Origin of the sequence: Nostocoides japonicum T1-X7 (assembly GCF_001046855.1) — a bacterium.
Classification (GTDB): Bacteria; Actinomycetota; Actinomycetes; order Actinomycetales; family Dermatophilaceae; genus Nostocoides; species Nostocoides japonicum.
This window is the reverse complement of record NZ_HF570958.1, coordinates 191052-204852: the sequence shown is the minus strand read 5'-3', so window position 1 is coordinate 204852 and position 13801 is coordinate 191052. Positions and strand designations below refer to the sequence as shown.

Annotated in this window: 10 protein-coding genes and 1 pseudogene; 4 read left to right on the top strand and 7 right to left on the bottom strand. The window is 68.8% G+C overall.

Translation table 11 applies throughout. The annotated features are described in order from the left end of the window. Positions 1 to 39: 39 nt before the first annotated feature. From BN12_RS23555 to BN12_RS00940, 7 genes and pseudogenes are all read right to left on the bottom strand, one after another. Positions 40 to 551, bottom strand: a pseudogene (locus tag BN12_RS23555) (aldehyde dehydrogenase family protein); the annotation flags it as partial. Between the two features lie 145 nt (positions 552 to 696). Further along, positions 697 to 2121, bottom strand: coding sequence for an MFS transporter (locus BN12_RS00965; protein ID WP_048549643.1), 1425 nt, complete (start codon positions 2119 to 2121; stop codon positions 697 to 699). A gap of 156 nt (positions 2122 to 2277) precedes the next feature. Beyond that, on the bottom strand, positions 2278 to 3504 hold the full coding sequence (locus tag BN12_RS00960) for a PucR family transcriptional regulator (protein WP_048549642.1): 1227 nt from the start codon (positions 3502 to 3504) through the stop codon (positions 2278 to 2280). Positions 3505 to 3537: 33 nt separating this feature from the next. Next, the gene (locus tag BN12_RS00955) at positions 3538 to 4965 is read right to left on the bottom strand and encodes a flavin monoamine oxidase family protein (RefSeq protein ID WP_083454309.1); all 1428 of its coding nucleotides are present in this window, start codon (positions 4963 to 4965) and stop codon (positions 3538 to 3540) included. Continuing rightward, positions 4949 to 5884 (bottom strand): alpha/beta fold hydrolase, encoded by a 936-nt coding sequence (locus tag BN12_RS00950; RefSeq protein ID WP_048549641.1) that lies wholly within the window; start codon positions 5882 to 5884, stop codon positions 4949 to 4951. The genes BN12_RS00955 and BN12_RS00950 overlap by 17 nt, the downstream gene beginning before the upstream one ends. After that, entirely contained in the window at positions 5877 to 7412 is a 1536-nt protein-coding gene (locus BN12_RS00945; protein ID WP_048549640.1) for a flavin-containing monooxygenase, read from the bottom strand. Before BN12_RS00945 ends, BN12_RS00950 begins: the two co-directional genes overlap by 8 nt. Positions 7413 to 7595: 183 nt before the next feature. Continuing rightward, positions 7596 to 8219, bottom strand: coding sequence for a TetR-like C-terminal domain-containing protein (locus BN12_RS00940; RefSeq protein WP_235432264.1), 624 nt, complete (start codon positions 8217 to 8219; stop codon positions 7596 to 7598). A 141-nt stretch (positions 8220 to 8360) separates the two neighbouring features. On the opposite strand from BN12_RS00940, the gene BN12_RS00935 reads away from it, so the two are divergent. From BN12_RS00935 to BN12_RS00920, 4 genes are all read left to right on the top strand, one after another. Beyond that, positions 8361 to 9656 (top strand): alpha/beta hydrolase family protein, encoded by a 1296-nt coding sequence (locus BN12_RS00935; protein WP_048549638.1) that lies wholly within the window; start codon positions 8361 to 8363, stop codon positions 9654 to 9656. A gap of 56 nt (positions 9657 to 9712) precedes the next feature. Further along, positions 9713 to 11413 (top strand): CocE/NonD family hydrolase, encoded by a 1701-nt coding sequence (locus tag BN12_RS00930; protein ID WP_048549637.1) that lies wholly within the window; start codon positions 9713 to 9715, stop codon positions 11411 to 11413. Positions 11414 to 11686: 273 nt separating this feature from the next. Next, the gene (locus tag BN12_RS00925; protein WP_048549636.1) at positions 11687 to 12667 is read left to right on the top strand and encodes a fumarylacetoacetate hydrolase family protein; all 981 of its coding nucleotides are present in this window, start codon (positions 11687 to 11689) and stop codon (positions 12665 to 12667) included. Beyond that, positions 12664 to 13599 (top strand): MBL fold metallo-hydrolase, encoded by a 936-nt coding sequence (locus tag BN12_RS00920; RefSeq protein WP_048549635.1) that lies wholly within the window; start codon positions 12664 to 12666, stop codon positions 13597 to 13599. The genes BN12_RS00925 and BN12_RS00920 overlap by 4 nt, the downstream gene beginning before the upstream one ends. The last annotated feature ends 202 nt before the right edge of the window (positions 13600 to 13801 follow it).

Here is a 13801-nt window from a genome sequence, read left to right as displayed (position 1 = left end):
CCTCCCTGAAGCGCCGGCGTTCTGGTGGCTGTATGTCGATCAGGACGCGACCGTGCGGATGAGCTTGTGGCTGGCGAACTCCTCGATGCCGAGGCCGCCGAGCTCCCGTCCGAAGCCGGAGCGCTTGATGCCGCCGAAGGGCAGGTCCGCAGCGTCGAGCCCCACCCCGTTGACGTAGACCATGCCGGCCTCGATCCGGTCGGCGACCCGTGCGGCCTGCTCGGGGTCGGTCGTGAAGACGTAGGAACCGAGCCGTATGCCGTGTGGTTGGCCAGGTCGATCGCCTCGGCCTCGGAGTGGGCGCGGTAGATGGTCGCCACCGGACCGAAATGCTCCTCGGCTGCCGATGGAGACGCGACGACGAACCGCTTGGCGCCGTTGCAGGCCTGGTCGGTGTTCTCGAAGCGGGCGTCGAGGGCGGCCTCGACGGTGGCGTCGAGGTCGTCGGTCGACAGGACGATGAAGGGGTCGGAGCCGCCGAGCTCGAGGACGACCTTCTTGAGGTTCCGGCCGGCCGTCTCGACGATGACCGCCCCCGCACCCTCGGACCCCGGTGGGCGAGGTCACCCCTGGACCAATCGCGGTAGACCTGTTCGGCGCTCGCCAGGGCGGCCTCCACCTCGGCGTCCGTGGCGACGGGGTATTCCCTGACCACCTCGCCGGAGGTGGGGTCGATCACGGCATACGGGGAAAGGGTCATGGGTCGCTCCTGTCAGATGTTCCGGATGCGCTGGTCGGCGCGTCCTCGAGTCGCTGGTACCAGCGAAGGAGGGGCAGGGCCAGGACGGTGATCCCGCCGAGGGCGAGGAAGGCGATCGTCGGGCTGTCGACGACGAACCCGACCGCGGTGGCCACGACGACGCTGCCGAGGTTGCCGGCCATCCAGACGAGAGCAGCTGCGGTGTTCTCGGCCTCAGGGACGTGCCGCTCGCTCAGCGAGAGGACGATCGGGAGGGCCGGGAGGAGGAAGAACCCGACGCCGGCGAGGGCCACGAAGGCCACCGGCCCGCTCGGCACGATGGCCAGGTGGAGGCAGGCCGCCGCGGTGAAGGCGATGCCCAGCCCCATGAGCTTGATCTCGCGGTGGTGCTTGTCGGCCCAGACCGGGACGACCCCACAGCCGATGACGGCGGCGACCATCGTGACGGCCAGGATGAGGCCGGCGGTCGACTCGTGGACGCCGGCCGGCTCGAGCAGCGGCTGGACGAAGGTGGCGAGCGCGAGGAAGGTGCCGAAGGGGATGAAGACGAGGGCGCAGAGCCGGCGCAGGTAGCGGTTGCGCAGGGCGGACCGGAGCGTCCGCAGGCCACCGGAGACGACGGTCTCGGCACCGGGGAGGGGCTTGACGAAGTGCAGCGCCGCCCCGAGCGCGAGGGCCGCGTCCATGGCCACGATCGCGGTGATCATGGTGAGGGTGCGGATGTTGTGCTCGCCCGGCATGAAGGATCCGAGCAGGAACCCGGCGAGCATCCCGCCGAAGGTCGCCGAGGAGGCGAGCGCGATGCCGGCGGCCCGGTCCTTGGCCGCGAGATAGGCGATCGCCAGACCCGGGATGGCGTTGAGCACCAGCGGCTGACCGGCCGCCGCGACGACCTGACCGATGAACGCCCAGGTGTAGTCGTCCTGGACGAGTCGGAGGAAGGCGCCGACGGCGGTGAGGGTCGCCCCGAGGAGGAGGGCCGGCCGGAAGAACCGGTCGAGGGCCAGCCCGGCGGGGATGGCGAGGATGACGTAGACGAGCGGGAAGACCTGGGTCAACCAGCCCACGTCGGCCGTGGAGACCCCGAAGTGACGGGAGGCGTCGGCGGTCACCGGTGCGTACTGGACGACGAGGATCTGGCTCGCGGCGGCCAGCAGGCCGAAGGCTGCGAACACCGCCCAGCGGCTCGTCACCGGGCCGTCGGGCCGGGTCGAGGCCCCGCCCTCGTCGGCACCCGGGGTGGCGACGCTCGGCCGCGGGTCGTCCCGGCGCGACCGCCGGGCTGGTCGGACCCGGGTGGGTGTGGGCTGCAAGCCGAAGCGGGCGTTGCGACCTCGGGACCGCTGGAGCGCGACGACGGTCGCGACCGCTCCCAGGCCGAGGACGCCTCGTCGTTCGGCAATCGTGAACTCGCGCGACATCGGTGGCGCCCTTTCGTGTCCGTCGGTGTGGTGAGGGATCAACGGTCGCGCGCGAGCGGACTGCGGGGCTACGGCAGCGGGCACCTGACGGTCCGGCTCGCGGTGCACCATGCACCGCGGGCCGATGACCCGGACGGATGACCCGAGGAGCGGGGTTCAGTCGCTGACGATGTCGGGCGCGAGGGCCAGCACCATGAGGGCCGCCGCCACGTAGGTCGGGTTGTCCTCGACCTTCACCGCGGACAGCTCGTTGGCTCGCGAGACGCGGCGCTCGACGGTGTTGCGGTGGGCATAGAGGTTGGCCGCGGTCTGGGTCGTGCTGAACCCGCTCTGCACGTAGGCCAGCAGCGCCTCGCGGAGCACCTCGTCACCGTCGACGAGCGGACCGAGGGTCTTGCGCACGAACCGGCGGGCGCTCGCCCGGTCCTTGGTGAGGGCGTCGATGAGCTCGACATCGGCATACGAGGTGAACTGCTGCTGGGACCCGAGCCGGACGATCATCGCCTGCGCGGCCAGAGCGTCCTGGTGGCTCGCGCTGAAGCCATCGAGCCCACTGCCCGGGCGCCCCATGGTGGCGTGCCCCCCGGCCCAGGACCTCACCGTCCGCTCGATCGCGTGGCGGTCGGGAATGGCGTTGCCGGACAACCAGATCCAGCGTGACGTGGAGCTGCCTCGGGCCACGAGGGCACAGCGCGGCTCCACGAGGGCGCGCAGCTGCGCGATGAGGGCGTCGAGGCTGGCGTCCTGCCCGGGCTCCTCGGCCCAGATGACCAGGGCGAGATGCTGCCGCGCGAGGCGGTAGTTGAGGCGGCCCTCGGCGAGGTCACGCGCGACGGCGGCACCGCTGGCGATGAGCTGGATCATCGCCACGGCGTCGGCGTCGGTACGCCCGCCGGCGGCCTGCAGGTTGGCCTCCTGCATGACCCGGATCGAGTCCATGGCGTACTGGACGAGAGCGTGCGCCGACACGTCGAGCACGTCCGCGAGCACCGCTGCGTCCAGGTCGAGCGACAGGCACTCCTCGACCCACCGGCGCCATCCGACCCCGAGAGCAGCCCGCCAGCCGGCGGCGAAGTCCGGACGGATGCCCCGGGAGGCGAGGTCGACGAGGTACTCGCTGGTCCGTTGCCCCACGTAGGGTTCCACCCGCCGCCCGGGGTGCTGGATGTTCGAGGTGAGCCACTGGAGCAGCTCGGACCGGTCGAGCTCGAGGTCCTCCTCCATGAGCGAGGCATCGGACTCCAGGGCGGGGGCGTTCTGGGCGAGCCGGGCCGGGGCCGCGAGCATGTCGATGAAGCCGTCGATGTCGGCCAGGACCCGCTGGGACACGGCGCGGATCGCCTCGGCCGCGGCCGGGCCGGGCAGGGGCCAGAGGTCGTCCATGGCCGAAGTCTGCCCCCACGACCCGGCCGTCGACTACCGCATGGACGCCTCGACGACCCGGTCGGTCGTCTCGACGAGTCGTCCGTGGACCGCCTCGGCGGCCCGCCATCCGGTGAGGACGGCACCGTTCATCGAGCCGGCCCACTCCCCGGCGGCCTCGGTGCCGGCCCAGTGGATGCGTCCGTGCGGTTCGAGCAGGGCGCTGCCGTAGGCCGTCGTGGCGTACGGACCGACGGCGGCGTTGGGGCCGCCCGGCGCGAACTCGTCCGTGCCCCAACAGTGGTCGGCGTAGTCGAGCGGCCTACGAGCCCGTTCGCCGTAGAGGTCGACGAGCTGGGGGATCACCCGGTCGCGACGCTCCGCGACGGTGAAGCCGTCGAAGACGGTGGGGTCGCAGAACACCATGAGGATCCCCGGGCCCGCCTCTGGCGACACGTCGAAGGTGATGAAGACGGGTCCGGTGTCGGTGAGCGCCTCCCCGGAGAGGCCGCCTTCTCGCCAGAACGGCGTCTCGTATGCCGCGAACGCCTTGCTCAGTGCGCCCATGCGCCAGGTCCGGTTGAGACCTTCGGCACGCGCCGGCAGCGCCGGACTGAACGCGATGTCGGCACGGTGCTCGGGGGCGGCCGTGACGATGGCGTACCGGGCCTCCACCTCGAGGGAGTCGGTGGCGACCGTGACGCCTGTGTCGTGCTGGGTGATGCTGCGCACCGGCGCGCCCACGACGACCCGGTCCCCGAGCCGTTCGGCGAGCCGCATGGTGATCTCCTGGGTCGTCTCCCGGAGCCGGTCCTGCTGCTGACCGCCCTCGACGTCGAGCATATGGTCCAGCCCGCCGGCTGCCTTGGTGTAGCGCAGCACGTGCAGGAGCGACACCTCCGCGGGCAGGCAGCCCCACTGGACCTTGCTCACGAGCGTCATGAGGGCGCGGGTCGACCGGTGCGGACGCTTGCGCTCCAGCCACTCGCCGAAGGACATCGAGTCGAGCCGGGCGGCGTCCTTGGACGTCCAGGCGGCGTCGACGTCGACGGTCCGCATCAGGGACTCCATGGCCAGCTGCATCCGGGCGATGTCGAGCAGAGCGATCGGCGATGGCGTGGGAATCGTGTGTTTGTAGGTGTATCGGCGCCCGCCCATGATCGCCACCTGGCGGCCCGCCGCATACTGCGGAATCGTCTCGCACCCCACGCGGTCGGCGAGCTCGCGGACGGCGGTGTGCCGCCGCGCCACCCAGGTCGCCCCGAAGTCGACTGGTATGCCGGCCACCTCGCCGGTCAGGGACCGTCCGCCGACGCGGTCGCGGCCTTCGAGGACGAGGACCGAGCAGCCCCGTGACACGAGGCGTTCGGCGGCGCTCAGGCCGGCGAAGCCGGCGCCGACGATGACGACGTCGACGGACGTCCGGGTCGGCGCCGGCCCCTGAACGACCGGGGCCGGAGGCTGCTTACGAGAGACCGACATGAGTACCTCCTGCGCCGACGCGCTCCGCGTGCTGGGCGATGTAGCGGGTGATGGGTGCGACGAGCGCGTCGGGGATGTGATGTCCCATGCCCGGGATGACGACGTGCTGGGCCGCGGCGATGGCGGCCACCGTGGCGGCGCCGCCGCTCGGCGCAACCAGGAGGTCACGGTCTCCGTTGATGACCAGCGTCGGCGCGGTGATCCGGTGCAGCTGGGCGGTGCGGTCGCCGCTGCGCTGGATGGCCTGGATCTGCCGGGCCACGCCGGCAGCCTGGTCGCCGGCGCAACGGTCCCAGCCACGGGCCGCGGTCGCAGCCTCCTGGGTGTCGTCGATGGGGTAGCCCCGGCCCGCGACGTGCGCGGTGATGCGCAGGTGGGCGCGAACCGCGGCCGTCCGTGAGCGGGGCGACGCCGCGAGCAGGAGGACCATCGTCGACAGGGCGGGCCGGCCGACCTTCTTGGCGCCGGTCGTCGAGTACATCGAGGTGAGCGAGCGGACCCGCGAGGGGTGCTTGGCCGCGATCGTCTGGGCGATCATCCCGCCCATCGACCGACCCGCGAGGTGCACCTGGGCGATCCCGAGGTGGTCCAGCACGCCGACACAGTCCTGGGCCATGTCGGCCAGGGAGTAGGCGTCCTCCCTGGGCACGGCCAGCGCCTGCCGCCAGGTCGAGGGCGGTGGCGTCGTCATGAAGGTGGACTGGCCGACGTCGCGGTTGTCCATGACGACGACCTGGAAGCCGTGCCCGACGAGGGCCCCGACGAAGCCGTCGCCCCAGGAGGTCAGGTCCTCGCCCAGCCCGGAGACGAGCAGGATGGCTGGGTCCGAGGCCTGCCCGTAGCTCCGGTAGCAGATCCGGACGCCGGAGAGCAGTTGGACGTGCTGGTCGGTCCCGTCGAGGGTCGGCTGCTCAGACATGGGCGGCCACCGCCTCCCGAACCGGGCGGACCGCGGGCTGGCGACGGCTGAACAGGAGGTGCTCGTCGGCCACCGGGCCGCGCAGCGCCTTGGCGTCCTCCTGGTAGGACATGGCCATCCGCCAGGGGGCCGACGGACCCTGCTTCGGCAGGACCTTGGCGCCCCGTTTGGCGTAGCCGGACTGGAGGTCCATGACGGGTCGGTGCTCCATGCCGGGGACGGCGACCGGGACGGCCTGGTCGTAGCCGCGCGCGTCCATGTGGCGGACGAGATCGATGAAGTAGCGGCACATGAGGCTGACCTTGAGCGTCCACGAGGAGGTCGTGTAGCCGATGGCCATGGCCCAGTTGGGTATGCCGCTCAGCAGCATGCCGCGGTAGGCGACGCTCTTGGTGATGTCGACGGGACAGCCGTCGACGACGATCGGCATACCGTCGAAGAGCCGCATGTTGAGTCCGGTCGCGGTGACGATGATGTCGGCCCGCAGCTCCTCACCGGACTCCAGCAGGATGCCCTGCTCGGTGAACCGCACGATCTTGTCGGTGACGACCGAGGCGTCGCCCCGTGAGATGGCTGCGAAGAAGTCGCCGTCGGGTGCGAGGCACAGGCGCTGGTCCCACGGGTTGTACGGGGGGTTGAAGTGCTTGTCGACGTCGTAGCCCCTTGGCAGCCGCTTGCGATTGTCGCGGCGGATCAGCGCCCGGCCGGCCTTCGGGAAGGCGCGCAGGCCCTTGACGACCGCCCGCTCCATCCAGATGTTCTTGAAGCGCGTCGCGGCATACCCCCGCTCCTCGCCGAGCAGCCGGGTGAGCCTGAGCGCGACCCCGTCGACGCGGGGCATCGACATGATGTACGTCGGTGTCCGCTGCAGCATCGTGACGTGCTCCGCGGCCCCGTCGCCCTTGAGCATCGACGGCACCATCGTGACGGCGGTCGCGCCGCTGCCGATGACGACGACCTTCTTGCCGCCGTAGTCGAGCCCCTCGGGCCAGTGCTGTGGGTGGACGACGACGCCGGCGAAATCGTCGCGCCCGGCGAACTCGGGCGAGAAGCCCTCGTCGTAGCGGTAGTAGCCCGTCGCGGCGAAGACCCAACCGGTCCGGACCGTGGTGGTGCGGGTAGTCCCCGTGGCGGAGTCGGTCACCTCGAGGGTGAGGGCCCACTGCGCGTCCTCGGTGGACCACTCCGAGCGGACCACGCGATGACCGAGCCGGATCAGCGAGGTGAGGTCGTTCTCGGTGACCGTCTCGCGCAGGTAGTCCAAGATGAGCGGCGCATCGGCGATGGCGTTCTCGTGGCGCCACGGCTTGAACTCGTAGCCGAAGGTGTGCAGGTCGGAGTCGGACCGGATTCCGGGGTAGCGGAACAGGTCCCACGTGCCGCCGATGCTCTCGCGCCCTTCGAGGACGACGACCGACTTGCCGGGGAGCTCGCGGTGGAAGTATGCCGCCGCACCGATCCCGGAGATCCCCGCACCGATGATCACGATGTCGAACTCCTCGACCTCGTTCGTGACCTGAGCCGTCATTGCCATCAACTCCCTTATGGACCCCTGGTGGATGAGTCCACTGTCGTCAAGGGAGCCCTGTCCCGACTACGGCAGCGCGCACACGCTTGGTCCGTAGCGGGTGCATGGTGCACCCGCGATATCGAGCCGGAGTGGGTGGACTCGACAGTCACGCCGACTGACCAGCGGGTGGCGCCCACTCGATCAATCCCGACTGCGATGCTCCTGAGCGCCGATGAGAAGAAGATCGACGATCTGCACTATGCGAGCGGAGTCAACGGGCTGGCGCGTGAGCAGATGCCGGAAGTGGATCGGCGCGATGAGTTGCTCCAACAGCAAGCCCGGGTCCGTGCCGGTCGGCAACTCGCCCCGCTCGATCGCCCTGTTCACGATGACGCTCGTGGCCTCCAGTCGCACCCGCCAGAATCGCGCTCGATTCTCGGCGAGCACCGAGTTGTCGTGCGCCGTGGCCAGGGCGCGTACCAGGGCGTCACCCAGCGGTGCATCAAGGTAGGCCGCGAGTTGCATGGAGAAGGTCACAAGGTCGCCGCGGAGCTGCCCGGTATCAGGGATCGGGAGGTGGTCCTCGCTGTATGCCAGCAGCGCATCGAGCACGACGGCTTCGACCGAGCCCCACCGACGCTGGATCGAGGTCGCATGGACGTCGGCGCGACGCGAGATCTCGCTGACAGTGAGCTCCCGCAGCCCGATCTCGGCGAGTGCTTCGATCGTCGCGCGCAAGACGGCGTCGCGGACCCGAGCCGACCGTCCGCCAGGTCGCCGTTGCACCTGCGCCGACTGGAGTTCACCGTCCTTCGTCACAGCCACACCGTCACACTAAAGCATCGAAGTTGCCTTAATGGCGGATCACCTCTAGTCTGCTAACGCAGCAGAGTTGCGTTAGGGCGCTAACTAGAGGTGAACACAGTGCCGAGGTGGACGAAGGATCTGAACGTAACCCTGCGGGGAATGACCCGGACGACGGAGCGGGCCGCGCATCGGCGGGGCGTGGGCTACTTCCTGCCGGCACTGTTCGTCGACCGGTTCAGCCACATGGGTGGCATCGACCGCGGAGTGTTCGAGCGGCAGTTGGCCGGATGCCGCTCTTTCGAGGATGAACCCTGGACCAACTACTGGCGTGCCTTCGCAGACGAGCAGATCAAGAGCGCAGAGGTCTGCCTCGTGCGGATGGGCGGCCCGACGACGGCGGAGTTGCTCGACCGCGGCAACGACGAGGTCGTCGATCGGCTGCGCAATCTTCTGAGTCCCGTGGCCCGGCTGTTCGCCGATCGCACGCGCCGGTCAGCTGCCGCCTTCGTGGCCGATCACCCGGATGACGCCGACGCCGTGACCGCGGTCGACGCGCTGGTCAAGGCCATCACCTATCTGTTCGCCGCGGCGTGGCCAGGCTGGACGTCGCGGCGTTTGGCGGCGTACGCAGACTCGCGTCGAGTGTTCGACGTCCTTGCGACGGCGTTGGCGCCCGCGCTGGGCGTAGAGGTCGAGAAGTTCGTCCTCGACATCGGCGACGATGCCGTCAGCGGTTGCGCGATCCTGCCAGCGCACGTCGAGAAGGCGCCCGCCATCCTGATCACCAACGGCCTCGAGGGCACGATCGAGGAGATCGCACTGCCGGCAATGCATCACCGACCCCCGGACACCGCGCTGTTCCTCATGGAGATGCCGGGCACCTTCTCCTACCGCCAGCCGATGTCGACGAACTCCGAGCGCCACTACCGCGCGGTGATCGACCACATGGCTACCCATCCGCGTGTCGATGCCGAACGGCTCGGCATGATGGGCATCAGCTTTGGCGCGCACTGGTCGACCCGGATGGCGTGGCGCGACAACCGCCTCAAAGCCGTGGTCTCCAACGGCGGCCCCTACCACCGCGCATTCGCGCCGGCCGCCTCCTTCGGCATGGCCGAGATCATGACATCGACGTTGGAGAAGACCACCGGCGCAAGGAATCCGCTCGATCTCGGCCGCCGATTGAAAACCCTCTCGTTGCGCGAGCACTACCGCGAGATTTCGGTCCCGATCCTGGCAACCAACGGCGACTCCGACACCTTGGTGCCGACCCAGGACACCGTCGATCTGGCGTACGGCGCTCCTCGCGGCGAGCTGAAGCTCTACCCGCACGACGACCACTGCGCGATGGGCCATTACGACCAGACCATGGCCGAGGCCACCAGCTGGCTTCAGCACCAACTCGGCGCGCGCGGACACGCGCCTCGTCGTGGTCGCTCGAAGAGCGCCTCGTGATGGAGAGCCATCGTCCTGGCAGTCGCTTGGGACATTCCGACCACGAAAGGACGACGATGATCATCGAGCGAGACGTGCCGATCGAGATGGACGACGGACTCGTGCTGCGAGCCGATGTGTTTCGCCCTGAGGATGACGCTCCGGCGCCGGTGATCATCACGATGGGCCCGTACGGCAAAGGCGTGCGCATGCAGGACCTTTACGGTGCGCAATGGCAGTGGATGCAGGCCAATCACCCTGATCTTCTGCAGGGCTCCAGCCAGTCGTATCTGACCTGGGAGACCGTCGATCCCGAGATCTGGGTGCCTTGGGGTTATGCGGTGATCCGGGTCGATTCGCGAGGCGCTGGCCGCAGCCCGGGGTTCCTGGATCCGCAGTCACCTCGGGAGGTTCGTGACTATTACGAGGCGATCGAGTGGGCGGGCACGCGCTCTTGGAGCAACGGGAAGGTCGGGCTGAACGGCATCTCCTATTACGCGATCATGCAATGGCTTGTGGCGGGGCTGCAGCCCCCGCACCTGGTGGCGATGATTCCGTGGGAGGGCGCCGCCGACGCATACCGCGACAAGGCTCGACACGGTGGCATCGTCAGCAACGCCTTCCAGTTGGCGTGGTACGCGCGCCAGGTCCTGCCGGTTCAGCACGGCAACCCCAACGGCCCGATCGATCCGTGGTTGGGCGAGTCGGCCACCGGCCCGGAGACTCTCACCGCGGACGAGCTCGCGGCCAATCGTGTGTCGCCTCTCCAATCGACCCTCGACAACCCGCTGGACGGTCAGTCGTACCGAGAGCGCTCCGCGGACTGGACCCGGATCACCGTCCCCTTCCTGAGCGCCGCGAGCCTGGCCGGTTACGGACTGCACCCCCGCGGCAACTTCGAGGCCCTCACCGAGGCGGTGTCGACGCAGAAGTGGCTGGAGATGCATCCCGGCCGGCACGAGGAGTGGTTCTACCTTGCCGAGGGCATGGATCTGCAGAAGCAGTTCCTCGACCACTTCTTGAAGGGGCAGGACAACGGTTGGGACCAGCAGCCACGGGTGCTGTTGCGGCTGCGCCGCCCGTTCACGGCGCACACCGAGCTGCGCGGCGAGGACGAATGGCCGCTCGCCCGCACGCAGTGGACCGAAGCGTTTCTCGGCGCAGATCTGCACCTGGCCGACGAACCACAGGAGAATTCCTCGGTTTCCTTCGACGCCTTGGGCGATCCGGTCACGTTCCTGAGCGAGCCGTTGCCGGTCGAGACCGAGTTCACCGGTCCCTTGGCCACCACCTTGTTCATCTCATCGACGACGGCCGACGCCGATCTCTTCGTGACTCTTCAGGCCTTCGCGCCGGACGGACGCGAGGTCCACTTTCAGGGCACGGTCGACCCCGCCACCCCGCTGGCCCAGGGGTGGTTGCGAGCCTCGCAGCGTAAGTTGGACACCGAGAAGAGCCGTCCCGATCGGCCCTACCACACGCACGACGAGATTCAGCCCCTGGTCCCTGGCGAGGTGTACGAGGTGCAGGTCGAGATCTGGCCGACGTCGATCGTCCTTCCCGCGGGCTATCGCATCGCCTTGCAGGTCAGCGGGCACGACTTCGAGCGGTCTGTTCCGGACGATCCTTCGGGAGCGTGGGTGCCGAAGGGGTCTGGCCCGTTCCTGCACACCGATCCGCACGACCGCCCAGCAGACGTCTACGGGGGTCGGACGACGATCCACACAGGCACCGCAACACCCTCACGACTACTGCTACCGATCATCCCGAATGACTGACAGCTCCGGCGTTCGACGAGCCGGCCGTCGTTCGAACGTGAACCGAAGGAGTCGCCCGATGACGGAAGCGAGTTCCTCGGCGGAGGCGATGAGTGCGAGGCGCCCGTCGACGGGTGCGATGATCAGCTCGTCGGTTCCGCCCAGCATCACCACCGGTGGCCGGATTGGCGGGAACGCCGGGAGGCTGGACCCGCCCAGAGCAGCAAGCAACGAATGTCAAAGAACCTCGGTGCTCACACATCGTGTGCTACCGACAACGTCGAGGAGACTGTGATGCGCTTCGTGCGAGCGTCGACTCCGGACGGTCCACGGATCGGTGTGCTCGTGGATGACGACACGGCGGTGTTGTCGCCCACGCTGTCGACCGTTCAGGACCACCTGGAGTCTCTGTCTGATCTGGGGACCAACATCCTCGCCTCTAGCTACCCGCGTGTGCCGTTGGACTCGCTGTCATTGTTGCGCCCGGTCGATCCGCCGTCCATGCGCGACTTCATGGTCTTCGAGGAGCACATCAAGCCTGCTTGGCGCAGCCGAGGCATTGAGGGGCCGGCGGCGTGGTATCGGCAACCGATCGGGTACTTCAGCAACGCGGCAGGGTTTCGCGGCCCGCATGACACTGTCGAGATCCCCGGGGGATCGCAACGCCTCGACTTCGAGCTCGAGGTCGGCGCGATCGTGTCGCGCACGCTGCAGTCCGTCTCCTCCGATCAGGCGGAGTCCGCGATCGCCGGCTACCTCGTGTTGTGCGATTGGTCGGCGCGCGATCTCCAGAGTGCCGAGATGGAGGGCAGTCTCGGGCCGTTCAAGGGGAAGGATTTCGCTACTGCGCTCGGCCCGGTCCTGGTCACTCCCGACGAGCTCGCCGATGTCCGCAACGGAACCGGCTATGACCTGCGCATGACGACGAGCGTGAACGGGCGCGAGTACGGGCACGACCTGTGGTCCTCGGCGACCTGGTCGTTCGAAGACCTGCTCAGCTACGCATCGTGGAACTCCACGGTCGAGGGCGGCGCGCTCATCGGCAGCGGCACCTGCCAGGGCGGCTGCATCCTTGAGCTGTCATTGCGCCACTCGCCCGAGCAGTACCCCTGGCTCGCTGCCGGCGACCAGGTGTCGCTGTCGATCGAGCGGCTCGGATCGATCGAGAGTGTCGTGACGGCATCGTGCCGTGGCCCGTGGCCAGGCTTTCGCGACGGAGCCCAGAACCCTCATCACACCAGAAAGACGACGACGACCATGCGAGTCGAGTCATGAGCGCGAGCCCGCACGAGCACCCACAGCTGGGCCCACCCCAGCTCATCGAGGTCGCCGACCGGGTCTTCGCCTACATCCAGCCCGACGGTTCCTGGTACATCAACAACACCGGCTTCGTCGTCGGTGACAGGTCAGTGATCAGCATCGATGCATGCTCGACCGAACGCCGTACGCGGGAGTACGTGCGGCACATCCGTTCGGTCACCAGCGCGCCGATCGATCTGCTGGTCAACACTCACCACCACGGGGACCACACATACGGCAACTGCATCGTCGGCGCCGGCACGATCGTCGCGCACGAGAACTGCCGCACCGAACTGCTGGCGTTCGGGATTCCCGGCAACCTGGGGATCTGGGACCCGGTCGACTGGGGCGAGCTGACGCTCAGCCCACCGACCGTCACGTTCACCGATCGGCTGCGGCTGTGGTCTGACGTCCATCCACTCGAGGTGAGCTTCGTCGGGCAGCCGGCACACACGAACAACGACAGCGTGGTGTGGCTGCCCGATCAGAAGGTGCTTTTCTGCGGCGACCTGCTGTTCAACGGCGGGACGCCGTTCCTGCTCATGGGCTCGGTGTCCGGCGCGCTCGACGTGCTGACCTCCGTGCTGGCGTCATTCCCGGCGACGACAATCGTCCCGGGCCACGGCGCGCCGTGTGATCCGGGGCTGATACCGGTCATGGCCGGTTACCTCGAGTTCGTGCTCGCCACTGCCAAGGACGGCTTGGCCGCGGGCGTCAGCCCGCTACACGCCGCGCGTGAGACCGACCTGGGCGATTACGCCGGCTGGCTGGACAGCGAACGAATCGTCGGCAACCTGCACCGCGCCTACGCGGACCTGTCGGGTGGTACCCGCCACGTCGATGTCGTCGCCGCACTGACGGACATGGTGGCCTACAACGACGGTCGTCCGCTGAGCTGTTACGCCTGACGGGAAGTGGAAAGCGAAGACCCTTGACGTCGATGCGGTCACGGCCTACCGCCAGGTGCGTCTCGCCAGTCTCGAGGTGCACCCGCGGCCACGACCTGCAGTTCCTCGCTCTGCGTCGACGTGTCGACGATCAGCGTGGCTGCGGCGGCCGGGCGGTAGCCGGCTCCGGGTCGCCCGCCGCTACCCGAGCGTGCGGGTTGAG

Excerpts from the sequence above, each read along its gene's own strand:
- BN12_RS00965 (WP_048549643.1), bottom strand. The coding sequence starts at position 2,121 with ATGTCGCGCGAGTTCACGATTGCCGAACGACGAGGCGTCCTCGGCCTG.
- BN12_RS00960 (WP_048549642.1), bottom strand. The coding sequence starts at position 3,504 with ATGGACGACCTCTGGCCCCTGCCCGGCCCGGCCGCGGCCGAGGCGATC.
- BN12_RS00955 (WP_083454309.1), bottom strand. The coding sequence starts at position 4,965 with ATGTCGGTCTCTCGTAAGCAGCCTCCGGCCCCGGTCGTTCAGGGGCCG.
- BN12_RS00950 (WP_048549641.1), bottom strand. The coding sequence starts at position 5,884 with ATGTCTGAGCAGCCGACCCTCGACGGGACCGACCAGCACGTCCAACTG.
- BN12_RS00945 (WP_048549640.1), bottom strand. The coding sequence starts at position 7,412 with ATGACGGCTCAGGTCACGAACGAGGTCGAGGAGTTCGACATCGTGATC.
- BN12_RS00935 (WP_048549638.1), top strand. The coding sequence starts at position 8,361 with ATGACCCGGACGACGGAGCGGGCCGCGCATCGGCGGGGCGTGGGCTAC.
- BN12_RS00930 (WP_048549637.1), top strand. The coding sequence starts at position 9,713 with ATGATCATCGAGCGAGACGTGCCGATCGAGATGGACGACGGACTCGTG.
- BN12_RS00925 (WP_048549636.1), top strand. The coding sequence starts at position 11,687 with ATGCGCTTCGTGCGAGCGTCGACTCCGGACGGTCCACGGATCGGTGTG.
- BN12_RS00920 (WP_048549635.1), top strand. The coding sequence starts at position 12,664 with ATGAGCGCGAGCCCGCACGAGCACCCACAGCTGGGCCCACCCCAGCTC.